The 24,400-nt window shown below is 62.5% G+C and carries 17 protein-coding genes; 11 read left to right on the forward strand and 6 right to left on the reverse strand.

Annotation, left to right across the window (positions count from 1 at the left end; all coding sequences use genetic code 11):
• Window positions 1-173: 173 nt before the first annotated feature.
• From GQ56_RS0131765 to GQ56_RS39685, 6 genes are read right to left on the reverse strand one after another with little or no spacing between them, the layout of a single operon-like run.
• Window positions 174-1,307: a type VI secretion system protein TssA gene (locus GQ56_RS0131765; protein ID WP_031402492.1), complete on the reverse strand. Its 1,134-nt coding sequence runs from the start codon at window positions 1,305-1,307 to the stop codon at window positions 174-176.
• Between the two features lie 7 nt (window positions 1,308-1,314).
• On the reverse strand, window positions 1,315-2,376 hold the full coding sequence (gene tssG / locus GQ56_RS0131770) for a type VI secretion system baseplate subunit TssG (protein ID WP_031402493.1): 1,062 nt from the start codon (window positions 2,374-2,376) through the stop codon (window positions 1,315-1,317).
• Entirely contained in the window at window positions 2,376-4,265 is a 1,890-nt protein-coding gene (gene tssF / locus GQ56_RS0131775; protein WP_031402494.1) for a type VI secretion system baseplate subunit TssF, read from the reverse strand. The genes tssG and tssF overlap by 1 nt, the downstream gene beginning before the upstream one ends.
• 38 nt (window positions 4,266-4,303) lie before the next feature.
• Complete coding sequence (tssE, locus tag GQ56_RS0131780) at window positions 4,304-4,861, reverse strand: type VI secretion system baseplate subunit TssE (protein ID WP_031402495.1); 558 nt, start codon at window positions 4,859-4,861, stop codon at window positions 4,304-4,306.
• Entirely contained in the window at window positions 4,854-5,705 is an 852-nt protein-coding gene (locus tag GQ56_RS0131785) for a type VI secretion system accessory protein TagJ (RefSeq protein ID WP_031402496.1), read from the reverse strand. Before GQ56_RS0131785 ends, tssE begins: the two co-directional genes overlap by 8 nt.
• Entirely contained in the window at window positions 5,702-6,364 is a 663-nt protein-coding gene (locus tag GQ56_RS39685; RefSeq protein ID WP_034199895.1) for a TagK domain-containing protein, read from the reverse strand. Before GQ56_RS39685 ends, GQ56_RS0131785 begins: the two co-directional genes overlap by 4 nt.
• 547 nt (window positions 6,365-6,911) lie before the next feature.
• Here GQ56_RS39685 and tssH point away from each other — a divergent pair.
• From tssH to GQ56_RS0131845, 11 genes are all read left to right on the forward strand, one after another.
• Window positions 6,912-9,593 (forward strand): type VI secretion system ATPase TssH, encoded by a 2,682-nt coding sequence (gene tssH / locus GQ56_RS0131795; protein WP_031402498.1) that lies wholly within the window; start codon window positions 6,912-6,914, stop codon window positions 9,591-9,593.
• 36 nt (window positions 9,594-9,629) lie between these two features.
• Window positions 9,630-10,169 carry a type VI secretion system contractile sheath small subunit gene (gene tssB, locus GQ56_RS0131800; protein WP_031402499.1) on the forward strand — a complete coding sequence of 180 codons (540 nt, stop codon included), beginning with the start codon at window positions 9,630-9,632 and terminating at the stop codon, window positions 10,167-10,169.
• 27 nt (window positions 10,170-10,196) lie between these two features.
• Entirely contained in the window at window positions 10,197-11,690 is a 1,494-nt protein-coding gene (gene tssC, locus GQ56_RS0131805) for a type VI secretion system contractile sheath large subunit (protein WP_031402500.1), read from the forward strand.
• An 89-nt stretch (window positions 11,691-11,779) separates the two neighbouring features.
• Window positions 11,780-12,265 carry an Hcp family type VI secretion system effector gene (locus GQ56_RS0131810; protein WP_031402501.1) on the forward strand — a complete coding sequence of 162 codons (486 nt, stop codon included), beginning with the start codon at window positions 11,780-11,782 and terminating at the stop codon, window positions 12,263-12,265.
• A 169-nt stretch (window positions 12,266-12,434) separates the two neighbouring features.
• Window positions 12,435-12,938 carry a type VI secretion system lipoprotein TssJ gene (gene tssJ / locus GQ56_RS0131815; protein WP_031402502.1) on the forward strand — a complete coding sequence of 168 codons (504 nt, stop codon included), beginning with the start codon at window positions 12,435-12,437 and terminating at the stop codon, window positions 12,936-12,938.
• Between the two features lie 31 nt (window positions 12,939-12,969).
• Window positions 12,970-14,316, forward strand: coding sequence for a type VI secretion system baseplate subunit TssK (gene tssK / locus GQ56_RS0131820; RefSeq protein ID WP_031402503.1), 1,347 nt, complete (start codon window positions 12,970-12,972; stop codon window positions 14,314-14,316).
• Window positions 14,317-14,367: 51 nt separating this feature from the next.
• Window positions 14,368-15,630, forward strand: a complete 1,263-nt coding sequence (tssL, locus tag GQ56_RS0131825; protein ID WP_043301705.1) for a type VI secretion system protein TssL, long form — start codon at window positions 14,368-14,370, stop codon at window positions 15,628-15,630.
• Between the two features lie 25 nt (window positions 15,631-15,655).
• Window positions 15,656-19,723, forward strand: a complete 4,068-nt coding sequence (gene tssM, locus GQ56_RS0131830) for a type VI secretion system membrane subunit TssM (protein WP_031402505.1) — start codon at window positions 15,656-15,658, stop codon at window positions 19,721-19,723.
• A gap of 18 nt (window positions 19,724-19,741) precedes the next feature.
• Window positions 19,742-21,007 carry a type IVB secretion system protein IcmH/DotU gene (gene icmH, locus GQ56_RS0131835; RefSeq protein WP_031402506.1) on the forward strand — a complete coding sequence of 422 codons (1,266 nt, stop codon included), beginning with the start codon at window positions 19,742-19,744 and terminating at the stop codon, window positions 21,005-21,007.
• A 74-nt stretch (window positions 21,008-21,081) separates the two neighbouring features.
• Window positions 21,082-21,531 carry a hypothetical protein gene (locus GQ56_RS0131840; RefSeq protein WP_031402507.1) on the forward strand — a complete coding sequence of 150 codons (450 nt, stop codon included), beginning with the start codon at window positions 21,082-21,084 and terminating at the stop codon, window positions 21,529-21,531.
• A 325-nt stretch (window positions 21,532-21,856) separates the two neighbouring features.
• On the forward strand, window positions 21,857-24,400 hold a 2,544-nt coding region (locus GQ56_RS0131845), incomplete at its 3' end, for a type VI secretion system Vgr family protein (protein WP_052007373.1).

The following is a 24,400-nucleotide window of genomic DNA, read 5'->3' on the forward strand; positions in this document are numbered from 1 at the left end:
CGCCGAGCGGTCAGTATAAAAATTTGGAAATTTCCCGCGTAACTCTTGTAGATTGGGCATTCAAGAGCTTGCGTGAATACCGATCCACATCAAGGAATCTCATAGCACTCGAATTCCGGATCCGGATGTATGACGTTGATTGTGGGTAGAAGCCGTGCCGAATTTCTCGCCTGTCAATCCGGACCGTTTCCTGCGACGGAATCTTCTTCCCATTGCGCCAGAAGCTCGGCGGGGATGGCCTTGACGACTTCCGCGTAGCGTTTGCCAACGAACTGTTCGGCGCGTTTCAGCAATACCGGGATCGGGCTGCTGGGCTCATGCATCTCGAACCATTGTCGTGCCGCACGAATCAGTGCCAGCGCCTCCTGTCGGTCGTCGGGCGGGTCATCGGTGCGCGACGCTGCACCCGACGGCCGGTCGGCATCGATGTATTCGTCGTTGTACTGATCGGGAAAGGCGTCGGTCGTATGCGCGTCATCCATCGTGCGCCGATCGTGACCGTCGGCGTCAGGCTCCGATGCGGTATCCCGTACCGATTCGATGCGCTGCTCGCCCTGCTGCAGGAGTTGAAGAACGCGCATCAAGGACGAGAAGTCGGGCAGATACGCATCCAGAAACTCAGTGCACCACCTGTCGATGGCGGCGAGATTCGACATGGTCTCGTCGAAAGCTTTCATCGTTGCCGGCTGTTGCAGGCGCAGATCCTGCAACTGCTGAATGACCGAATCGGGTGCGAGGGCGTCGGCCGGGCGCGGATGCGCGAAAGCGCGTTCGACGTCGCGCACCTGCAGCCGAGTGGCGGTCGACTTCACCAGCACGATCTCCCGTACGTCGGCCAGGAGTCCATCGGGGTCGGCGAGCCCCTGCAACGCATTCATCCGCATGTCCAGCACGGCCTCGCGATCGTCTTCGACGCCCGCCTGCGGATGGATCTGGTCGGGAAACGTCTGCAGCCATGCGGCCAGAAGCCCGGTTCCTTCGGCAAGACCTGCTGCGCCGCCCAGCCGTGCGCGGCAACGCGTATGGATGACGGCGACACGCATATCCTTCGTGCGCAGCATGAGCCGCCGGCAATCCCGCTCGATCTCGCTCCAGTTCAGCGGGTCGGCTCCGCCGACGAAATTCCCGTATTGCACATCCTGCTTGGGTGCGGCGCTCGCGAACAGCACCACGAAATCGTGGTCGTATTCGAGATCCGGGCCGCAGGGCGCAGCGTCGCTCACGGGCGCGAGCCAGTCGAGGTGCGGCTTGCCTGCTGCGGGTGTCTGGCCGGGCTGTTTCGGTGCGGCGGATGGCTTCTTGCTCATGGTCTTTTCAGGAATGCGTGGCGCGACGATCGAAGTGGCGTACATAGCGCTCGGGCTCGAAGCGCATGCCGGTAATCGGCTTGTGTGGAGACGGACGGCCCAGCCACCCGGACCAGCCCATGCGTTGCTGTCCGCCCATGACTGCTGCGGGCGCGCTTTCGGGTTTGATGCGCAGCTCGAGCTCCCATTCCAGCTCGTAGCCGACAAACGCTCGTACCCATTCGACGAGCCGTGGCAGATCCTCGCCCTGTGGCGTAAAGCGCAGATAGGCGTCGAGATCCACCGGTCCGATCACGATGCGAAACCGATGCTGGCGATCCGGCGCGACGCGGCCGAGCATCGCACCTTGCCCCATCGTTGCGGCCGCTCCAGGGCGCCCCATGCGGCCGCGATCGGCAGGATCGATTTCAATCCAGTGAAATACGTTTTCTTCGATGGCGACCGGCACGTTGAAGTAACGTTCGAGCGTGGCACGCAAGCCGTCCGGATTACGCGATTCGCGCACGAGGTGCGCCGATGCCGCCAGACGCGCATGTGAAGGAAGGGGGCGCTGGCCAATCTCGTCGACATCCTGTCCGGTGAGGCTGGCAACGTAGAACGAGAACCGCTCTTCATTCGTCCGGTCGAGGCCGGCGGCCGACTGGGCCGAGGCCCATGCGCGATAGAACAGCGTAAAAAAGCGATGGTGGAAGATGTCGAAGAAATCCACTGTCGTCACGTCGCGCCGGCTATCCTCACGATCCTTCGCCATCTCGGTGACGTGAATCGGCAGCGGACCGTTGGGACCGAGCATTCCAAGGCCGAACAGGCGCACCTTCAGTCGCCCCTCGGCTTCCTGTACGCTCGCGAGCTCGCGCGGCGCAAAGGCAAGGCTTGGCTGCTGCCCGAGCCGAAACGGTTCGGCGCGCGGCCGGCGAGCGGTGCCGATCGGGTCGATCGCCGGGTTCGCGCCGATGCGTCGCAACAGCGACAGAAAGCCAAACCGCCACGGTTCGGCCTGCAACCGCTCAAGCAGTTCAGGCGAAAGCGTGCTGTCGCGCAACAGGGCCGGTAGCGTCGCGCGCTTCATCACAGCACTCCGCGCGTGCCGGTGCGCACGGGCCAGCGGGCAATCCGGCCACGCTGCATCGAATGCAACTCGGTTTGAGTAAAGCTGTTGATCGAGACGTGCCGCGCGAGCCAATGCTCGAGGATGACGCCGAAGAGATAAGGGCTCACGCCGGAAAAGCCGGTTTCGTCGACCGTCAGCGCACACTCGATGCCGCGCCCAAACGTCATTGGCCCCGTTCCCGGCAGCTTGCGCGTCACGGGGCGCGTTTTGACGCCGACGAGGCTTTCCACTTGCCGGCCTTGCCCGGAGTCACCGTCGGCCAGGTACAGGCGAAGCAGGTCGCGCAATCCTTGACCGCCTTCACGATGATCGAGCTCGTCGAGCGGCAGGTAGTTGAAATTGAGCTGGCGGATCAGGCGCCACGCCATTTCACGCTCGGCGTACGGCGGCAGCGGAGGGCTCGGCGACCGGATGAGGCCGATGCTCTCGACCGGAGCCGATTCGGCCGTCTCCAGATCGTGCACGCCGTCGCGCGGCACGAGCGTGGCGAGATCCCGGTTCGTCAGCAGGGCATCGACGGACAGAAAGCGGATGTTCTCGTTGTACGGTGCCTCGTTCTGATCGACGAGCGACAGAAAGGCCTCGGTTCCGACGTACGGCGTGCGCGTGCCGTAGCGGCGTGCCGAATCGGACACGAGCCGTCGTTCGCGTCGCATCGAGAAGTAGCGTCCGTGATTGCCTTCGTCGTTGTTCAGTGTCTGGTAGAGCGGGCGGAACTCGAGCTCCGCGGACGTCGCAGCCGCACGGCCGTATACATTCTCGACGGCGAACACCTCGTAATCGAGGGGGGCGAGCCGCGCCGGCACGAGATGGAACTCGGTTTCGCGCGGCGAGATCTCGATCCGGTCGGTGTGCTTGCTGAACAGATTGATGACCGGCGTGCAGAACAGGGCGAAGCGGGATGCGTCGACGAGGTTGCCCAGCTCGGCGGGCGAGCGATCGAGCAGCACGACGATTTCCACCTCGCGTCCGCCCACTCTCGAGAAGCCTTCGGCCAGACCGTTCAGGGCGAAGAACCAGAACCTTGCCGGACACGCGAAATACTCGTGCAAAAGGTTGTGCCCGTGAAACTTTGCCCATGTCAGGGGCAGCAGGTTCTGATCGGTGCGCAAGCCTTCGTGATCCACCGCATTGCCGGTGACTGCGACGGGCGGGCGACCGGGGGCGCCGAACTCGCCGGGCGCGCCGATCACGGAAGCGATTGCGCCGGCATGCAGCAACTCGAACAGATGGGAAGCGACCTGCTCGTCGCCCGCCAGATACACGGGAAGCCGGTCGAGTCCCTTCAGATCGGCGATCCGCATGTCGCCGGTCGTGGCCAGCCGCAGCCGCAACGCGCCGCGTACCTGGGTGTCGGGCGGGACGTATCGGGAGAGCCCCGGAATATCCGGCGGAATGCCGGTCAGGCGCGCTTCGGTAATCGTGAGCGGCCACAACGTCACGTCCTGTCCGCTCGTGAACTGACATGCGGTCCTTTCCCCTTCGGGAATGCGGGCGGTGAACGATGTTCCGCGCGCGATGCGGTACCCCCCGACGAGGTTGCCTTCGGTCCGGCCGGGATACAGCCGGGCGACTGCAATCGATGGCGTCGGCGCAACGTAGTTCGGATAGATCACCTCGAGCAGCCGCTCGGTAAACCGCGGAAACTCGGCGTCGAGCTTGATCTGCATGCGTGCCGCCATGAAGCTGAACGACTCGATCAGCCGCTCGACATACGGATCGGCTACCTCGCCGGCCTGCATGCCCAGGCGCCGCGCGATCTTGGGGTGTGCATGCGCGAATTCGGCAGCCAGCTCGCGCATGTAGATGAGTTCCTGGTTGTAGTAGTCGAGCAGTCGCGGGTCCATCGGTGTGGTCTCGTTGTTGTCGTTGGGTCGCGCGGTGGCTAGCTGGTGCGCATGCCGGTGATGCGGATCTCGCTCGTTTCGAGATCCAGCGAGCTTTGCACCATGAATTCGAGCGGATACGGATCCATGTGAATCAGGCCGCGAACTTCGAATGCGAGGACGTTGTGGTGATCGCCCGCGGCGTCATGACTCGGGCGGGGGGACACGACGAGCGAATCGGGAAGCAGTCGAGGTTCGAAATCGGTAATGGCCTGCCGAACCATCTGCTCGACATCGTTCCACTGCCGCGAGGCGATAAATGCTCCCGCTAGCGGCGGCACCCCGAAGTTGACGGTCGATGCCGCGGCGTGTGGATGGCGCGTGCGATCGATCTGGTCCTCGATGCTCGTGGTATTGAGCAAATAGGCAAGGTCGCGTTGCACGATGTCGCGCATTTGTTTGCGCGTAACCGTATATTCCTCGGGAGCTTCGGTCTGCCGATGCGGTGCATCGTCGCGAAGCCGGTCGAGCAAGGTCGGCATCAGGTGCGTATTCGCTCGTCGAGGCGTACGAACCGCGAGCCCGTCCACTGGCGAGCGTTTCTTGCGTTCAGTCATCGACTTGCTCGCCGAGGGAGACGGCGCCGGCGACACGCGTGCCGAACTCCGCGTTTGCCAGTTCGAACAGGCCGAAATCGCCCTGATCCGTCGCCCAGGTCTTTTGTCCGAGTGCGGTGATGCCGGTGCGCCCGTTTTCCCGCCAGACGGTGGTGTGCCCGAGGCGCATGGCATCGTCACCTGCCTCGGAATTCGGATACCGAGCCGGCATGAAGCCGTGAACGATCGCGCCGTCGACGAGGGTGAGGGTGCAGGGCGCCCAGACCAGGTCGATCGGCTTCGTCGGCGGCGATACGCGCCACGCCGCCAGATCGGCGAACGGCACCCATCGGTAGTGTCCGGCCGTGATGACCTCGCAGACCGGTCCGAAACGGGAATCGCTGTCGACGATCCAGGTTGCTTTTCCTTCAGGAATCCGAATTGGACGGCTCGGTGCGACGTCGAATACGGTCTCCCGCGCGTCATCCGCCTGCTCGGTCTGGCCGTTCGCCGCAAAGCGCAGGGCGTCGAGCAGACCATCGACCCAGGCTGGAGGCTCCAGTACGAAGCCCGGACGTTCGTGTCCTTCGACCACTTGCCGACGCCAGCGTTCGGCCCGGATCAGGTCGCGATATACCTGAGCCGTTGCCGCCTGATCCGGTTCGAGCCTTGCCCACGTCTGCAACTGTTGAATCGCCCGTGTCCATTCACCGGTGACACACATGAGCTGGAACAGCGCCCAACGATGGGCGGCCGTGGTCGGCTGCGCCCGCAGGCGGGCCGAGACGCGCTCGATCTGTTCGGCGAGCGAAGCCTCACTCAGGCGAAGGGTGAGGGGAGTGTCGGGGGCTGTGAGCCGGGTCATCCTTCGTCCTTCTGCGAGGGGGCGGAGAGCGGACTGTCCACGGTCAGCGCGTGGTGTTCGCGCCGCGTGAGCGCGGGCGGTAGCGCCGGACCGCGTCGAGCCGCTGCGGCTTGAAATTCGGGTGGCGCGAACAATCGCAACACCTCCGGAATAGGGACGATGTCGAATGCGGGTTCGGCGTGCCCGTCCAGTTGTTCGAACTCGTCGTTGAGCGTGCGATCGCCGAACAACAGGGCTTCGATCGAATCGGATTCGCCGCCGCTACCGGACGTGTGGCGGGGAGCAGACGAATCCGGCCTGGCGACAGGCGCCTCGGTTTCCTCTGCCGCCGGCGCCCACTCCGGACTGATCGCTGCGTTGGGATCGTTCAGGGTGCGCCAGTATTGCGCGTGCAGCGTGTCGATCAGCGCATCGGCGCTCGCAGGTGCAGTGTGGGGGGCATGGCCCGATGGGCTCACATGTGCCGAGGTGCTGTCCCGGAATCCGATTCCCAACTGTTCGAGCACGTCCCCGTCACCATGAGGAAGATCTCCCATCTCGCTCGCCACAAGGTCGAAGTCTGCCTGGTCGGAAGTGTGCAGCGCGTGCGCATTGCCGAGTAAAGGCTCGGTGTGCAAGGGCGCCGGTTGACGGCGCCACCGGAAGCGTAGAGAGCGCATCTGGGAGTCCGATGACAAGAAGTTCGCATTTTAAACATGAGTGCTGGCGTCTCGTCCATCTTGATATTGATAATCCGCGCGGTGAATTCGTGGGTGGGGTATTTTTGAGATTAGCGCCTAAGTGTAAAAAACAGTTAAATGAAAGATCGGATTCGTTGAAAATCAAGAAGTAATCGAGGTTATGGTGAGGGATTGCCTGTATACGTTCTAATTTTATTTAGAGATAACAATGGCTTACGGTATGTGTTGTCGGTGTGATGTACCTTCCGATAACGTGGTCCGGCAGATGGATTGCTGCCGGGAAAGCGTGGAGATTCGGTGCATTGATCGTGATTCGTTCTCGCTGTTATTGACATGAATAATGCGTTGACGGCCTTCCTGTTTCATGTTGATAATGCGAAGCTCGTGCGGTTCGGGTGGTTTGAATTGCATCGGTGAGAGAGCGATATATTGAGAACTTTCGGCTCCATCAGGTCAGGTTTTTGAGTTAGTAATCCTGACAGGAGTGACAGGTGTTCTGGCCGTCGTAGTAAAAATAAAGACCAACATGACGATTTCACGTCAAGCACTATTCGGTAAGCTCGGGGTCCAGCTTTACCGTGGCATTGAATCCGCAACGAACTTCTGCAAGTTGCGCGGGAACCCGTTTGTTGAACTCGTCCACTGGCTGCATCAGTTGCTGCAGCAGCCGGATGGTGATTTTCAACGAATCGTGCGCCATGCCGGCATTGATCGGGATGCGCTCGAGCGCGACCTGGCGCGCGCGCTGGCCGCGTTGCCCGCCGGCGCAAGCTCGATCAGCGATTTTTCATGGCATATCGAATCGGCGATCGAGCGCGCCTGGGTGCTCGCGACGCTCGAATACGGCGACCGCTGCGTGCGCGGTGCGTGGCTGATCGGGGCGCTCGTGTCCACCCCCGACCTGCGGCGGGTGCTGCTTTCCATTTCTCCTGCCTTCGGCAAGATTCCGGTCGATGGTCTCGACGACGTGCTGCCGGCCTGGATCGCGGGCTCGCCGGAGGCTGCCGACGCTCCTTACGACAACACCGGGTTGTTGCCCGCCACGCCGGGCGAGGCGTCCGGCGCGATGCAGCACGGGCAAAAGAGCGGCTCGCTTGAACAGTACTGCACGGATCTGACGGCGCACGCCGGGGCCGGCGAGATCGACCCGGTCATCGGCCGCGAGCTCGAGATTCGCACGATGATCGATGTGCTGTTGCGTCGCCGGCAGAACAATCCGCTGCTGACCGGTGAGGCGGGCGTTGGCAAGACAGCCGTGGTGGAAGGCCTTGCGCGCGCCATCGCATCCGGCAATGTGCCGCCGAAACTGAAAGATGTGCGCCTGCTGAGCCTCGACGTCGGGGCCCTGCTTGCCGGTGCCAGCATGAAAGGCGAGTTCGAAGCCCGTCTGAAGGGGCTGCTCGAAGCGGCCGCCAGATCGCCCGTGCCCGTGATTCTCTTTATCGACGAGATACACACGTTGATCGGCGCGGGTGGCCAGGCGGGCACGGGTGACGCCGCGAACCTGCTGAAGCCGGCGCTGGCGCGCGGGACGATTCGCACCATTGGCGCGACCACATGGGCCGAGTACAAGCGGCATATCGAGAAGGATCCCGCATTGACCCGGCGCTTTCAGGTGCTGCAGGTCGCGGAGCCGTCCGAAGCCGCGGCCATCGACATGGTCCGGGGGCTCGTGCAAACGTTTTCGACGCATCACGGTGTCGTGGTGCGTGATGAAGCAATCCGCGGCGCGGTGACGTTGTCGCATCGCTATATTCCGGCACGCCAGTTGCCGGACAAGGCGATCAGCCTGCTCGATACCGCCTGCGCCCGGGTGGCGCTGTCGCAACATGCGACCCCGCGCGAACTCGACGACGTGCGTCAGCGTCTCGCAGCCGCGCGTGCGGAAGAAACGCTGCTCGTACGGGAGGCGCGTATCGGCCTGGAGGCGGACAAGGCACTGGCCGACGTGCGCGCACGCATCGACACGCTGGTGACGGAAGCGGCTGCGGTTGAAGCCCGTTGGCGCGACGAGGCTGCGGCTGCGCAGGCGCTGCTTGCCGCGCGTGAAGCCGTGGAGGGAGAGGTCGAAACCGGGCGACCGACGCTCGGCGCGCTGCGCGAACTCGAACGCGCGCTGGCAACCCTCCAGGGCGATACGCCGCTCGTGTTTCCGGAGGTGGGCGAGGCGATCGTCGCGGAGATCGTGTCGGACTGGACAGGCATTCCCGTCGGCCGCATGGTCACCGACGAGATCGCGGCCGTGCGCCGGCTGCCTGAAACGCTGGAGGCGCGCGTGATCGGGCAGACGGATGCGCTTCGTCTGATCGGCGAGCGCGTGCAGACCGCACGAGCCGGCTTGACCGACCCGAAGAAACCGCTCGGCGTGTTCCTGCTGGCAGGACCGTCGGGCGTTGGCAAGACTGAAACCGCACTGGCGCTGGCCGAGGCGTTGTACGGTGGCGAACAGAACCTGATCACGATCAACATGAGCGAGTATCAGGAGGCCCACACCGTGTCGGGTCTGAAAGGGGCGCCGCCCGGATACGTCGGTTACGGTGAAGGCGGGGTGCTGACCGAGGCCGTGCGCCGACGTCCGTATTCAGTGGTCCTGCTCGATGAGATCGAGAAAGCCCATCGCGACGTACACGAAATGTTCTTCCAGGTGTTCGACAAGGGCTACATGGAAGATGGCGACGGCCGTCACATCGATTTTCGCAACACGACGATCCTGCTGACCAGTAACGTCGGCTCCGACCTGAGTGCGAGCCTGTGTGCCGATCCGGCGCTCGCGCCGGACATGGACGGCTTGCGGGACGCGCTCGTCCCCGAATTGCTCAAAGCCTTTCCCGCCGCCTTTCTCGGGCGGGTGGCGGTCGTGCCGTACCGGCCGCTTGCCGACGACGGGCTCGCCCGCATCGTTCGCCTGCATCTGGGGCGTGTGGTCGAGCGCATGGCCGACAGTCACGACATCACGCTCACGTTCGACGACGCGGTGGTCGACTACATCGTCGGCCGCTGTCTCGTACAGGAAACGGGGGCGCGCGTGCTCATCGGTTTTATCGAGCAACACATCCTGCCGCGCCTGTCCGCGCTCTGGCTCGATGCTTTCACTTCAAAGGCCCCGCTGGCGCATATCGAGATCAGCGTCGCCGATTCTTCCGCACCGCCTGCACAAGCACTGACGTTTGAGGCGATGCCCTTCCATGTCGCCGAGCTGTCGCATTGAGCTTGGGAGTTCTCTACCACCGTCTGGAGATTGTTCATGTCCGCTAGCAGTTCGCAGAAATTCATCGCGCGCAATCGTGCGCCGCGTGTGCAGATCGAGTACGACGTCGAGGTTTACGGCTCGGAGAAGAAGGTCGAACTCCCGTTCGTGATGGGCGTGCTGGCCGATCTGTCCGGCAAGCATCCGGTCGAGCCGCTCCCGGCCGTGACGGATCGACGGTTCCTGGAAATCGACATCGACAATTTCGATGAGCGCATGAAGGCGATCCGTCCGCGCATCGCGTTTGCCGTGCCGAACACGCTGACGGGTGAAGGCCAGATGATGGTCGACATGACGTTCGAGAGCATGGAGGATTTCTCGCCGGCCGCGATCGCCCGCAAGGTCGAACCGCTGCGTCAATTGCTCGAGGCACGTACGCAGCTTGCGAATCTGCAGACGTACATGGATGGCAAGTCGGGCGCCGAAGCGCTCGTGACGCAACTGCTGCAAGACCCGGCATTGCTCAAGTCGCTCGCCGCCGCGCCGAAGCCCGAGCGTCACGATGGTGACGCGGCCGAGGCAAACGAAGCGAACTGACCGACGAACCGACCGAGGAAGACCACCATGGCGAAACAGCAAGCACAGGCCGTCCAGGCGCACGCGGCAACTCAATCCGATTTCACGCAACTGCTTGAAAAGGAATTTCGTCCGAAAACCGAGCAGGCGCGCGAGGCCGTCGAATTCGCGGTGCAGACGCTGGCGGAACAGGCCCTGTCGCAATCGATCACGATCAGCGACGACGCGTACAAGAGCATTGCGGCCATCATTGCGCAGATCGACCACAAGCTCTCCGAGCAGATCAACCTGATTCTGCACCACGAGGATTACCAGGCACTGGAATCGGCCTGGCGCGGCCTGAACCACCTCGTGTCGAACACGGAAACCGACGAGCATCTCAAGATCCGCGTCCTCGATGTCTCGAAGACCGAACTGCATCGCACGATGCGCCGGTACAAGGGGCTGGCATGGGATCAAAGCCCGCTGTTCAAGCAAATCTACGAGCAGGAATACGGTCAGCTCGGCGGCGAACCGTACGGATGTCTCGTCGCCGACTACTATTTCGACCACACGCCGCCCGACGTCGATCTGCTGGGCTCCATCGCGAAGGTCGCGGCAGCCTCGCACACGCCGTTCATTACCGGTGCCGCTCCGTCCGTGCTGCAGATGGAGTCCTGGCAGGAACTCGCGAATCCGCGTGACCTGACGAAGATCTTCACGCAGAACCTCGAATACGCTGCCTGGAATTCGCTGCGCAACACCGAAGACGCGCGTTACGTGGGTCTCGCGATGCCCCGGTTCCTCGCGCGCTTGCCGTACGGCGCCAAGACCAATCCGGTCGACGAGTTCGATTTCGAGGAAGAAACGAACGGCTCGGACCACAGCCGCTACGGCTGGGCGAATGCTGCGTACGCGATGGGCGTCAATATCAACCGTTCGTTCAAGCAGTATGGCTGGTGCTCGCTGATCCGCGGCGTCGAGTCGGGCGGTACGGTCGAGAACCTGCCGTGCCATACGTTCCCGACCGACGACGGCGGCGTTGACATGAAGTGTCCGACGGAGATTGCGATTTCGGATCGCCGCGAAGCCGAACTGTCGAAGAACGGTTTCATTCCGCTGGTGCATCGCAAGAACACGGATCACGCGACCTTCATCGGTGCACAGTCGCTGCAGAAGCCGGCCGAATACCACGATCCCGATGCAACGGCCAACGCGAACCTGTCCGCGCGTCTGCCGTACCTGTTCGCATGCTCGCGCTTCGCGCATTACCTGAAGTGCATCGTGCGCGACAAGATCGGTGCGTTCAAGGAGCGCGAGGACATGCAGCGTTGGCTGAATGAATGGGTCATGCACTACGTCGATGCGGATCCGGTCAACTCGTCACAGGACACCAAGGCGCGCCGGCCGCTTGCCGCAGCCGAAGTCCTCGTCGAGGACGTCGAAGGCAATCCCGGCTACTACCAGGCGAAATTCTTCCTGCGTCCGCACTTCCAGCTCGAAGGTCTGACGGTTTCGCTGCGACTCGTGACGAAGCTGCCGTCGATCAAAGAAGCCGCTTGAGGGTGAAGGGCCTGTTCGGCCGCGCGTAAAGCCATCACTCTCGTGGTGCGCGGCATCTTTTTATTTATTGAAGAAAAGGAGTACTACAGATGGCGCAGGATATTTTTCTGAAGATCGACGGCATCAACGGCGAGTCGCTCGACGACAAGCACAAGGACGAAATCGAAGTCCTGAACTGGGACTGGGAAATCCTCCAGGAATCGTCGATGCATGCCGGCAGCGGCGGCGGCGCCGGCAAGGCGACGGTCAAGGATCTCACGTTCGAACACAACATCGATCGTGCGAGCCCGAACCTGATGAAGTACGCGCTGACGGGCAAGCACATCGACCAGGCGACGCTGGTGATGCGCAAGGCCGGCGGCAACCCGCTCGAATACCTGAAGGTCACGATGAGCGATGTGATCGTCACGCGCGTCAAGCCGTCGGGAAGCAAGCTGGACGCTGAAAAGAGCCGCGAGACGGTGTCGCTGTCGTTCGCGAAGGTGAAGCAGGAGTATGTCGTTCAGAACGCGCAGGGCGGCAGCGGCGGCGCCGTCACGGCCAGCTACGACATCAAGGGCAACAAGGAAGCGTAAGCCGGGGATGCACCGCGCACGGGCGAAGGATCGGCTTCGCCGTGTGCGGTGCAGCTTCAGGTTACTCAAGGGCCGCGCGAGAGCGCGAGCCCGCCATGCGTCGTGCGCAAATGAAGGATCGGCTTCCTTGTGCGCGGCGCAACTAGAGGTTCATCTGGATGGATTCAGCATGCGTTCGATTCTGACTGTTGCCGCGCTCGCCGGTGTCGTGTTGCTTTCGGCCTGTGCGAGCGGCGAGCCGAAACCGAAGGAACCGATCCGACTCGAAATGACCGTCGACGCCGGGGCTGATGTCAATCCGGACGACCGCGGGCGGGCGGCACCGATCGTCGTACGCATTTACGAGCTGAAGAACGACAACGCGTTCAAGGCAGCAGACTTCTTCACGTTGCAGACCCAGGACAAGACCGTGCTGGCCGATGACGTTGTCAAACGCGACGAGTTGCAGTTGCGTCCCGGCGATCGCCAGACGATCGTGCGGCGTCCCGGCGCGGATACGACTGCCATTGGCGTGATCGCGGCCTATCGCGATCTGGGGAATTCCGTCTGGCGCGCGGTGTACACGATGCCGATCGCCCCCGACAAGGCGTGGTATCGCATCTCCACGCCGAAGCTGAAACTCACTGTCGATCTTGATGCCAAGGCGGTCAGGATCGAGGAAGCCAGGAAATGAATCACATCGCTCAACGAAACGGACGATACGCATGAGTTGGTACGCCAAGGTCGCCTGGCAGGAGGGGTTGTTTTTCCGTCCGCAACTGTTCCAGCAACAGGATCGTTACTTCGAAAAGTATGCGCACATGCGTGCGGCCCCCTTGTCGCCGTTCTTCTTCGGCTTCGCGCACTATGCGCTCGATCTGGAGTCGCTGGCGCTGGGCAAGGTGATCGTCAAGTCGGCCGCCGGCGTGTTCGCCGACGGCTCGCCGTTCGACGCACCGGGAAACACGCCGCTGCCGCCGCCGCTGACGATCCGGCCGGAGCACCTCGATCAGGTGATCTATCTTGCGGTGCCGGTCCGGCTTCCGAATTGCGAAGAGACGACGTTCGAGAACACACCGGATTCGCTGGCGCGCTACCTCGTGTTCGATACCGAGCTGCGCGACACGAATTCGATCGGCCTGGCGCCCGAGCCGGTTCAATTGTCGAACTTGCGCCTGCGCCTGATGCCCGAAAAGGAGCTTGGCGACGCGTGGATCGGTCTTGCGCTCACGCGCGTGAGGACCATTCGCGCGGATGGCAGCATTGAGCTCGACGATACGCTGGTGCCCCCCGTTTCAGGCTATGGCGCGAGCGGCCTGCTGACGAGCTGGGTCACGAAAATTCACGATCTGGCCCGGCTGCGCGCGAACGCACTGGCGCAGCGGCTGGCGGGCACCGACGACACCACGGCAAGCGCCGCGACGGTTACCGATTACCTGCTGCTGCAAATCCTGAACCGGTATGAGCCGCTGCTGCAGCATATGTTGCGCGTGCCGACGACGTCGCCGGCCGAAGTCTATACGCTGCTGATCAGCATGGCGGGCGAGTTGTCGACGCATTTGCGCACGGACACCCGCCGGCCCCTCGATTCGCATCCCCCGTACCAGCACACGGCGCCGCACCTGTGTCTCAAACCGATCGTCGACGATACGCATCGGCTGCTGAATGCCGTGCTGGTGCGCAGTGCGCAAAGCATTGCGCTCGAAGACCGCGGCCACGGCATGCGAAACGCCGTGGTCGATCCGGTCGACATGCAGGGATTTACCGCGCTGGTGCTCGCCGTGCACGCGGCCATGCCGCCGGACGTGTTGCAGCAGCAATTCCTCGCACAAGCGAAGGCCGGACCCTCCGACAAGCTGCCGAGCCTCGTGCGCAGTCACCTGCCCGGCATCGGCTTGCAGGCGTTGCCGGTGCCGCCGCGGCAGATCCCGTTCAATGCCGGCTACATCTATTACGAGCTGACCCAAGGGGGACCGCTCTGGGACGAGGTGGTGCGGCACGGTGGTCTTGCGCTGCACGTGGCGGGCGACTTCCCGTCGATCAAGCTGGAACTGTGGGGCGTACGTACGTAAGTACGCATCGGCAACCATGAAATCACGAACCACGATCTGCTACGTCCCGTCATGAGCAATTCATCTACCGGCACCGATGTGACCGAGGAACGGCACTCGCCCGTTTTCGCCCGGCCGTCGTCCGCTTCTTCCAGGGAGGCAGCCGTTTCCTTTCGGGATCGGCTCGCGGCCGTCGAGCAGGCGCCCAATCCGTTGCGTGAAGCGGCGCGGCCGCTTCTGCGTGCGCTCGCGGATATGCCGGATCACCTCGTTGCGGAGGAGACGTTCGCGCTTCGCGATCTTCTCGAACAGGAGGTGCGCACGTTCCAGAAGCTGTGCGAGCAGGCGAACATTCGCCGCGACCACACGATCGGCGCACGCTATTGCCTGTGTACGGCACTCGACGAGGCTGCAACGCAGACCACTTGGGGGAAGGGCGAGTCGTCCGGCATCGAATGGATCAAAGGTGGTCTTGCGACCACCTTCCACGAGGACCGGCAGGGGGGCGAGAAGGTCTACCTGCTGATTGGCCGACTGCTCGCCGAACCGCGCGAGCATCGAGACCTGCTTGAAGTCATCTACGAGATTCTCAGCCTGGGATTCGAGGGGCGCTATCGAGGGGACGCGAACGGAAAGCGCAAGCACGATGCCGTTCGTCAACGTCTCTATAGCGAAATCACGGCACAGCGCGGGATCGCCCCCACGGCACTGTCGCCGCACTGGCAGTCGGACGTGAAGGGAAAGCGCGCGTCTTTCTATGATTTCCCGGTGTGGATCACGGTTGCGTTCCTGTCGGTGCTGCTCCTTGGTCTCTTCGGCTGGTTCAAATACGAACTGATGAGCCGCAGCGCGGGCGTGGAAAAGCAGATCGCCAACATCGGTCGGATGACGCCGCCACCCGCACCGCCTCAATTGCATTTGAAGCAGTTGCTCAAGGACGAGATTGCGGCGGGCACGGTGAGCGTCGACGAGGATGCACGCCACAGCGCCGTGACGTTCCGGGGCGACGCAATGTTTCCGCCCGGTGGCGTCACGATCAAGAGTGCCATGGCGCCGCTTATCGCGAAGATCGCGGGTGAGACCGTCAAGGTGCCGGGCAAGGTCACCGTTCTGGGTTACACGGACAACCTGCCGATCCGGAGTCGCCAGTTTCCGTCGAACGAAGCGCTGTCGGAGGAGCGGGCGACGCAGGTGATGCAGATGCTGCAGGCCGCTGGCGTGCCGGCCAACCGACTCGAAGCGGTTGGCAAGGGCGACGCCGATCCGATCGGCGACAACAGCACCGCCGCGGGACGCGCGCAAAACCGGCGCGTCGAGATTGTCGTCGCGCAATAGGCCGGAGCCGTTTTCGGAATAAACCATGAAGAAGTTTCAGTCCTTTATCACGTCGCGCCAGTTTCTCGCGTTCCTCGCGCTGATCGTCGTGGCGCTGATGATCTGGTTCATCGGACCGTTCTTTGCGTTCGGCGGTCTCAAGCCGTTGGCCGGTGCCGGCATGCGAGTGTTGCTGATTGCACTGGTGCTCGCGGGCATGCTGCTTTGGCTCGCTGGCTGGTCGACGAGCATCGTGTTCGTCGCGCTACTGTGTCTGCTGATCTGGTATGCAGCTCCGCTGCTGTCGTTCGGACACACGTCGCCGTTCGAATCCGTATCGGCCCGGCTCGGTGCGATCGCGCTGGTATGGGCGGTGTTCGCGCTGTTCTGGATGTTCCGGCTTTGGCAGAAGATGCGCGAAGACGAGGCATTCCTGAAGAAGATGCTTCGCTTCGGCGACAGGAAGGAAGCATCCCCCGCTGCACCGCGCCTCAAAAAAGTCGAAATCATCGTAGCGAGCGCACTGGCGCGGCTGAAGTCGATGCGCACGGGTGCACGAGGGCCGGGCAAGCTGTTTCAGGGCAAGCGCTATCTGTACGAACTGCCGTGGTACATCACACTCGGTTCACGTGGGGCGGGCAAGACGAGTGCGCTGCTCAACGGTGGCCTGACGTTTCCGATCGCCGAGCAAATGCAGCGGGCGGCCGGAACGTCGTCCAATGACGCGGCTGCCGTGGACTGGTGGTTGACCAACGAGGCGGTGCTGATCGACACGGCCGGCTATTACACGCGCCCCGGCACCTCGACCGTGAAGGAGGGAGAGGGGCTGGCCGCACCGTCGGACCGATCGACCGCCGCTTACCCCGACAGCGAAACAGCGGCCGGAGCCGATGACGACAGGAAGAGCGAAACGCCTGGCGATTCCCAGGCGGCCGCGGTCGCCAGATCGAGCGTCGCCTTCGTTCCGCTGCGTGCCGGCTCCGAACAGCACAAGGCGCTCGATCACGCGGAATGGCTCGGTTTCCTCGGCATGCTGCGTCGCCACCGGCCGCGTGCTCCGATCAACGGCGCGCTGCTGGCCGTCGATCTTGAATCGCTGGTCGATGCCGACGAGCAGAAACGTCTCGCGGAGGCGTCGGCGCTGCGCGCTCGACTGGGCGAACTGCGCAATGAGCTGGGCATCCGCTTCCCGGTCTACGTGCTCGTCACAAAAATGGACCGCCTGACCGGGTTTGCCGAGTATTTTGCCGGGCTGGCGGCGGAGAGCCGTGCGCAAGCCTGGGGCTTTACGCTGCCCTACGGCAAGGAAACCGTCGTCAAGGAAGGTCTGCGCGCACGTTGCCACCATGAACTGACACAACTGTCGGACCGACTGTCGGGGATGATTCACACGCGTCTTCAGGATGAGGACGAAACCCACAAGCGTCGACAACTCGCCGCGTTGCCGGAGGAGTTCGCCGCGCTGATCGGGCCGCTCGTCGACCTGATCGACCGGGTGTTTCTCGATTCGCGCTACGACGATACCCAGTTGCATTCGACGCTGCGAGGCGTCTATTTCACGAGCGCGCAGCAAGGCGGGAAGCCGGTCGTCGCGGAACGGGACACGGTCGTGCAGCGTCTTGCTTCGAAACAGGAGCATTCGACGGGTTTCGGCTCGCACGAGGGTAGCCGAAGCTACTTCTTGCACGACGTCCTGACCCGGGTCGTGTTTCCCGAGGCGCACCTGGTCAGTCCCAACCTGCGCTGGGAATACCGCTACCGATTGCTGCGGCTGATCGGCCACGCGCTCGCGTTGCTGCTGTTCGTCTGGCTCGCGCTCGGACTGCGCGCGAGCTTTGGCAACAATAGCGACTACCTCGACGTCATCGGCCGCAAGGTTCAGGCCCTGGCGGCTCGCGTGACCCAGTTGTACAAGGAGCCCAAACCGGAGGCCGTGCCCGACACGCTGACGGAAGCGCGTTATTTGCCGACCTTTCCGAATCTGGACCTGTCCAATCCGGGCAGTACCTGGCGTTACGGTCTCTATACGCCGCCGAACATCGTGGCGCAGAGCAGCAGGACCTACGACGCGCTGGAAGACAACCTGCTGGTGCCGCAGATCGTGCACCGGATGGAAGACGTGATGTCCGGGGCCATCGCCAGCAAGGACTCGAAGACTGCCTACGATGCATTGCGTGTCTACCTGATGCTCTACGACAACGCGAAGTTCAATGCCGGCGACGTGAAGACGTGGGTACTCGACGACTGGGCAAAAAACGACAGTGCCGCAATTTTCGGCGGGCGGGCGTCGATGGTCGATCACGTGCAGCAGCTCTTTTCCGGCGAACGTGTCGTGAAATCGCCGCTTATCCGCAACGATGCACTGATCCAGCAGGCTCGGGCGTTTCTGGACGGCAGCAATGCGACCGATCGCCTGTACGAGCGTGCGAAGGCCGCGATGCTGAAGGAGTCGCCGGACGAGTTCACGCTGCTGCGTGCGGTCGGGCCGCAGGCCGGCACCGTGTTCACGCGGGCGAGCGGCCAGCCGCTGTCGCGGGGCGTGCCGGGTCTGTTCACCTTCGACGGCTATCGGAACCTGTTCGATAAACGTCTCCCCGAGTTCGTCCAGATCGCGCGTGACGACGATGCATGGGTGATGGGGCGCTCGTACCTGGGCGATGCTCAAAAAAAAACGGCTGAGATCGTGAGCACGGCAACCGGCACGGACGATGCACTGACGGACGCCGTTCGCCGCGAGTATCTGATGGAGTATGCGCAGCAGTGGGATGCGTTTCTCAACGACATCCGGACGGTGAGCGGCACCAGCCTGGCATTCAACCTCCAGGTGCTGCGCAGCTTCGCCGCACCTGATTCGCCGCTGGGCCGCCTTGCCCGTGCGGCCGTGCACGAAACGACGCTCACGGCACCGGTGACCGGCACGGACGGGTCTTTTTTGCAGAAGGCGGCCGACCAGCTCAATCAGAAGGCCGACAAGGCACTGGGTATTCGTGCCTCGGAGCGTGTCGAGCGTGATGTGGTCGACAACCATTTCGCTGCGCTGCGCGAGGTCGTGACCGGGAATGCCGATAGTCAGGCGGGGCAGCAAGCAGCGGCCGCGCAGGCCGGCAAGACCGGGCTCGATGGCGTGACGAACCTGCTGAACGATTACTACACGGCGCTGACGGTTTCCGACAACGCATTGTCGAACAACAGCATGCCGCCGGCGAGCGACACGGCCGCAAAGCTCAAGATGACCGCCAACACGATGCCGGCGCCTTTCCGGGCAGTGCTGATGCAGCTTGCCGCGGACGGTTCGCACGAGGTCAATCAGGGGATCGGTCAGTTGCTGTCGCGGCAGATGCAGGCGGTCGTCGGCGACACGTGCCGACTCACCATCGAAGGGAACTATCCGTTCTCTCCCGACAGCAAGCGCGACGTCAGTATCGACGACTTTACCCGTGTGTTTGCGCAGGGTGGCGTGATCGACGACTTCTTTGTGAAGACGCTGGCGCCGTTTGTCGATGCTTCCGCGAAGCCCTGGCGCTACAAGACGCTGGCGGGCGCAACGGAGCCCGTGCAGGGGCCGGACCTGGAGCCGTTCGAGCATGCAAAGGCGATCCGGGATGTCTTTTTCAACGATCCCGGCCACAAGCAGCTGACATGGAAGGCCGACATCCGGATTCCCGAACTGGATCCGACCATCACCAGCCTGTCGCTCGACATCGACGGGCAGACCTCGCTCTATCAGCACGGTCCGGTCGCGCCGTTTGCCGTGTCGTGGCCCGGGCCGCGCGGTGGCGTCCATACGGAAATCACGGCGAATCCGCGCATTCGTCCCGATACGTCGACGATCGGGACCGATGGCCCGTGGGCGCTGATGCGCTTGCTCCAGCGGGGGCAGGTAGTCGAGACCGCCACGCCCGGCCGCACCCGAGTCGCATTCGATTTTGACGGGCGCAAGGCGGTGCTCGACATCTCGAGCGCCGGTAGCGTGGCGAATCCGCTAACGAGCGATGTGCTGAGGACTTTCCGCTGTCCGACTTCGATGCCGGTGTTCAACCTGTCGGATAGCGGTCCGCCCCCGGGGCTACCGCGCGGTACGACGCCGGGCAGCCCGGCGAATGTCACCCAATAACGCGTGAGGGCACACAGGGTGACGATCTCGACAGTCGATACACGCAAGCACGCCGGGATTCTGGCGTCGCCGCCGCTCGGCGCGCGACTCGACGCAGCCGCGCAGGCAGCCAATCCGTTGCTGGAGTCGGCGCGGATCCTGCTGATGGCGTTGGCCGATACCCCGAAGGCGCTGGAGCCAGGCGCCGTTGCACAGCGGCGAAAGTGGCTCGAACAGGAACTGCGCATGTTCTTGCGGGTTTGCCGCGAGTTGCAGATTCCGTCAGACCACGTCGTGAGAGCGACCTATTGCCTGAGCGCGGCACTCGACGAGGCGGCCATGCAGACGCGTTGGGGCAGGGGCGAGGGCGCCAGTGTCGAGTGGCAGACGAACAGCCTGGCAGTGGCGATGGGCCACGATCGACAAGGTGGCGATCGTGTCTTCCACGTGATCAACGAAGTGCTCGGGAACCCGCATGGCCATCTCGACCTGCTCGAACTGTTTCAGAACGTCCTCGATCTCGGCTTTCGCGGGCGATACCGCTTCGAGCACGACGGTTCGATACGCCTGTGGAATATCCGCGAGCGTCTGCACGGGGTCGTGATGGCAGGCGGACAGAGCGTGGCCCCCGTTGTTATGGACGATGCGACGGTCGAGCGCGTCGGTGCGGCCGATCGGATGGGTGAGGCGACACCATCGGCGAGACGAACGGTTGATCCGTGGGTACGTCCGGCGCGTCGGCGTCGGTCGGGTTGGTGGATCGTCATCGGTGTTGCAACGGCATTGCTGGTGGGAGTGGGAGGTTACATCGCGGTTGGCAAGCTGGAGCGTGCGGACCCGTCCGTTCACCCGTCGACACCGATCGATCGACTGGATCAGGTGTTGCGTGCGCAACTGCGCGATGAAATCGCTGCCGGAAACGTGGCGTTGATCAGGAATGCTGCCACCGACAGTGTGACGCTCCGGTTCAACGGAATGTATGCGTCGGGTGACGTCACGGTCGCACCGTGGTGGGCGTCGATGATGGCGTCGGTCGGGCACGCGATTGCGAGTTCGTCACCGAACGCTCACGTGCTGGTAACCGGCTATACCGACAACCTTCCGGCGAACCAGACGCAACAGGGCTCGAATCACGTTCTTTCCGAGGCACGTGCGCAGCAGGTTGCGCAGATTCTCGTGGCGGCAGGCGTGCCCAAGGATCACATCAGCGTAACCGGCCAGAGCGATGCAGCGCCGCTGGCCGATAACGCCTCGAAGGAGGGGCGATCCAGAAATCGTCGCGTCGAAGTCACCGTATCAAGCTGAATCACGAGTCGATGTGCGGCGGATTGGCTGATGCCAAAGGGAAATGAAGTATTTTTTTGAAAAGGATTGTGGAAATGTTTTCAAGGAATCACAAAGTAGTTGCGGCATGCCTTCTGGCGATAGCGGCTATTCATGCAAGTTCAATTTTTGCCGCAAGCGGGTTCCAGGTAGAGGTCAACGTCACCGACGCGTTGTTGAAGAACCCGCACTCGAAGCTCTGGAAGCAGGATCCGTCCGCGGGAAGTCCCGACTACAAGTACCTTGTGGTGGGCCGTCGACCCGATGGCGCAGTGATGGTCTTGTATCGTCAGCCAGATCTGACGAACGAAAGGAAGATTCGTCTGAGCGGCGCGCTATTCAAGTGTGGAATCAAGAGGGACTGGCCGATTCTTTTTATCGACAGCGCAGCCGATGTCAAAAAGCAACTGGAGCATCCGTTCCTGGATGATCCCTCGCATGAGGGAATTTCGTTCATGGAAGGATCTGATGTCGCTATTGTTTATCAGGCAGTCTGCGGAGGATAGCGGGCTAATGGATTGTGTTCGCCAGTAAAGAATTGTGTTGGAACTAAAAAGGCAAGTGGTGTGGCGTTGATTGGAATGTCAGGTATTTGAGTGACTGATGTTGATGATTGAATGATCAATGATTTTTAACTGATGAATGAGTCGATATTTTTGATTGTCAAATATCGAAAATTCATGCCTTCCGTGTTGGTGCTCGTGCCGCCGCCGTGTAATTTCTGAAGGGCGTCGTATTGCATCAATCGAGATGGGCGAATCTGTGCAGACACGCGAAGCGTCAACACGATGAAGTGAATCGAGGCGCTGCTCTTGCTGAGACGAGGAATTCATGTACTTACCCACGCAGTCCCGTGTCGTGTCGATCAAGGGTATGGCGTTGCCTGAGGTCGCTGGAGAGGCGATTCTCCTGCCGATCAAGCTTCGGGGTAACGAAGCGCTCGGCGAGCTTTCCGAATTCACGCTGGAACTCAAGACCTTGAGCATACCGACGCTGCCCGTCTATGCGGCGCGCGAACGGATCCAGGCGGACAAGCTGATTGGCACCGAACTGACCATCTCGATTGAATTCGACGGAAAAGGCACGTTCGTTCCCGGTGTGCCCGGCGGCGCGGGGTTGGGTAATCTGGGTGCGGGCAAGCGTGAAATCATCGGCTTGATTACCGAGTTGTCGTTTGTTGGCGAAGACGATCGCTACGCGTACTACGAGATGAGCGTGCGCCCGTGGTTGTGGCTGGCGACGCTCAATCGAGAGAACCGGATCTTTCAGAACCAGAGCGTCGTTGAAATCACGGATGCAGTGCTCGGTTCGAGCCTGTATCCGTTCAAGTACGAATTGCGGCTCGGTGCCAATGGCCTGAACGGCGTCTATCCGGCACGCGATTACGTACGACAGGTGTGGGAATCGGATTTCGAATTCCTGACCCGGTTGTGGAGCGAGTGGGGCATCTATTACTTCATGGATGGCTCGACGCTGGTGCTGTGCGATGCATCAGGGTCACATAAGCCGCACGGGGACATGTATGACACGATTCTCTATCACGCTCCGGCCGGCGCACGCGTGGACGAGGAGCATATTCACCGGCTGGCCGTGTCCCGGTTGTTGACGCCGGGATCGGTCAGCGTGATCGACTACGATTCGACGCAATCTCGGGCCAGGCTGTCCAATACAGTCGATCGGCACAGCGATATTGCTTTCGATAATGCGGAGCACTACGCCTGGGGCGACTACTCGCAGCCGCTGGCAGGCGCGTCGGGTCTGACTGGCGTACCGAACAAGGTTGCGCAGGAAGCGCAGTACCTGGCGGGCGTGCGTGTCGATGTCGAGCGTTGCAAGGGGTTACGTGCGAAGGGGCGAGGCAATCTGCGCGGGCTCGCGGTGGGGCATACCTTGCGTGTCCAGGGCCACCCGCAGGCCAGTACGAACGCCGAATTTCTGGTGATCGCGGCCACGATCGAGATTCACAACAACGATGAAATGACGGGCGGTGATCCGTACCAGTGCGTATCGGATTTCGTGTTGCAGCCGGCCAGCGCGATCTTCCGAAGCCCGTTGCAGCCCAAGCCGCCATGCGGACCGGAAACTGCCGTAGTGGTGGGTCCGGAGTCCCAGCCCATGTGGATCGACGGCTATGCGCGGGCCAAGATTCAGTTCGTCTGGGACCGGCTCGGCGAGCAAAACGAGAACTCCAGCTGCTGGGTGCGCGTGTCGTCACCCTGGCAGGGCAACGGATTCGGCTTCGTGGCACTGCCCCGCATCGGGCAGGAAGTGACGGTGAGCTATCACGAGGGTGATGCCGACAAGCCGTATATATCGGATCGCCAGGTCAACCAGTTCAATCAGCCGCCTTGGGAATTACCGAAGAACCAGGCCTTGATGGGCTGGCGCAGCATGAGTCTTGCTGGCGCTCAGGTGAACCAGGTGGTGGTGGACGACACGCCGGACAAGTTGCAGGTGCAGGTGACGAGTGACCACGCGAAGTCGCGACTCGTGCTGGGTTACAACACGCGTATCGAAGGGCGCCCGGGAAGGTTGGAAGAGCGCGGCGAAGGCTTCGAGTTGGCGACGATGGCCTGGGGCGTGATCCGCGCCAACCAGGGCATGTTGATTACGACGGAAGCGAGAGACGGTGCGACGCAGCCGGCAAAGGACATGGCCGAGACGGTGACGAGGCTGTTGGTGGCGCACGACCAGCAGGACACGTTTGCAACAACGGCGCGTGAACAACAGGCGCAGGAGGCGGGGGACCAGGACGAGGTCGCCAAGGCGCTGCAGGCGCAGCACGACGACATTCAGGGTTCTGCTTCGGGCAGCACGCAAGCGGGCCAATTCCCGCAGATGAGCACGCCGTATCTGGTGCTGGCGGGCGCGGCCGGCATTGCGGCCACCACGTCACAGTCCACGCATCTGGCCTCGGGCGAGCATCTCGCGCTGACCGCGGGCGGGCACGTTGGCGTATCGGTCGGCAAGCGCCTGCTTGTGAGCGTCGCGCGTGGGGTACGCACGCTGGTGCAGTCGGCCGGGTGGAAGTTGGTCGCGATGTCCGGCGACATCGAACTGAAGGCGCTGAAAGACAACCTGCAACTGCTGGCCAAGCTGAACATGACGGCCACGGCGAACCGTATCACGATCACTGCGCAGGAAGAACTGGTGGTCAGTGGCGGGGGGAGCGCGACGCATTACACCAGCGGCGGCATTACGCATCAGACAGCGGGTGGTTATACGGCGCACGCCGGGAGCTTCACGTACACGGGGCCCCAAAGTCAGGCGGCCGTGTTTCCGGAGTCGCCGCCGCTCGGCAAGGGCAATCTGGAACTGTTCAACACCTATGCGATTCAGCGTGGGGTGATGTCGACGTACAAGGTCGAGGATGCG

The organism is Burkholderia paludis (genome assembly GCF_000732615.1).
Lineage (GTDB): Bacteria > Pseudomonadota > Gammaproteobacteria > Burkholderiales > Burkholderiaceae > Burkholderia > Burkholderia paludis.

Bases quoted from the DNA above. Each gene is read 5' to 3' on its own strand.
- tssC (WP_031402500.1), top strand. From the start codon at position 10,197: ATGGCGAAACAGCAAGCACAGGCCGTCCAGGCGCACGCGGCAACTCAA.
- GQ56_RS39685 (WP_034199895.1), bottom strand. From the start codon at position 6,364: ATGCGCTCTCTACGCTTCCGGTGGCGCCGTCAACCGGCGCCCTTGCAC.
- tssJ (WP_031402502.1), top strand. From the start codon at position 12,435: ATGCGTTCGATTCTGACTGTTGCCGCGCTCGCCGGTGTCGTGTTGCTT.
- tssG (WP_031402493.1), bottom strand. From the start codon at position 2,376: ATGAAGCGCGCGACGCTACCGGCCCTGTTGCGCGACAGCACGCTTTCG.
- tssL (WP_043301705.1), top strand. From the start codon at position 14,368: ATGAGCAATTCATCTACCGGCACCGATGTGACCGAGGAACGGCACTCG.
- tssE (WP_031402495.1), bottom strand. From the start codon at position 4,861: ATGACTGAACGCAAGAAACGCTCGCCAGTGGACGGGCTCGCGGTTCGT.
- tssB (WP_031402499.1), top strand. From the start codon at position 9,630: ATGTCCGCTAGCAGTTCGCAGAAATTCATCGCGCGCAATCGTGCGCCG.
- GQ56_RS0131840 (WP_031402507.1), top strand. From the start codon at position 21,082: ATGTTTTCAAGGAATCACAAAGTAGTTGCGGCATGCCTTCTGGCGATA.
- tssK (WP_031402503.1), top strand. From the start codon at position 12,970: ATGAGTTGGTACGCCAAGGTCGCCTGGCAGGAGGGGTTGTTTTTCCGT.
- GQ56_RS0131810 (WP_031402501.1), top strand. From the start codon at position 11,780: ATGGCGCAGGATATTTTTCTGAAGATCGACGGCATCAACGGCGAGTCG.
- tssF (WP_031402494.1), bottom strand. From the start codon at position 4,265: ATGGACCCGCGACTGCTCGACTACTACAACCAGGAACTCATCTACATG.
- tssH (WP_031402498.1), top strand. From the start codon at position 6,912: ATGACGATTTCACGTCAAGCACTATTCGGTAAGCTCGGGGTCCAGCTT.
- GQ56_RS0131765 (WP_031402492.1), bottom strand. From the start codon at position 1,307: ATGAGCAAGAAGCCATCCGCCGCACCGAAACAGCCCGGCCAGACACCC.
- GQ56_RS0131785 (WP_031402496.1), bottom strand. From the start codon at position 5,705: ATGACCCGGCTCACAGCCCCCGACACTCCCCTCACCCTTCGCCTGAGT.
- tssM (WP_031402505.1), top strand. From the start codon at position 15,656: ATGAAGAAGTTTCAGTCCTTTATCACGTCGCGCCAGTTTCTCGCGTTC.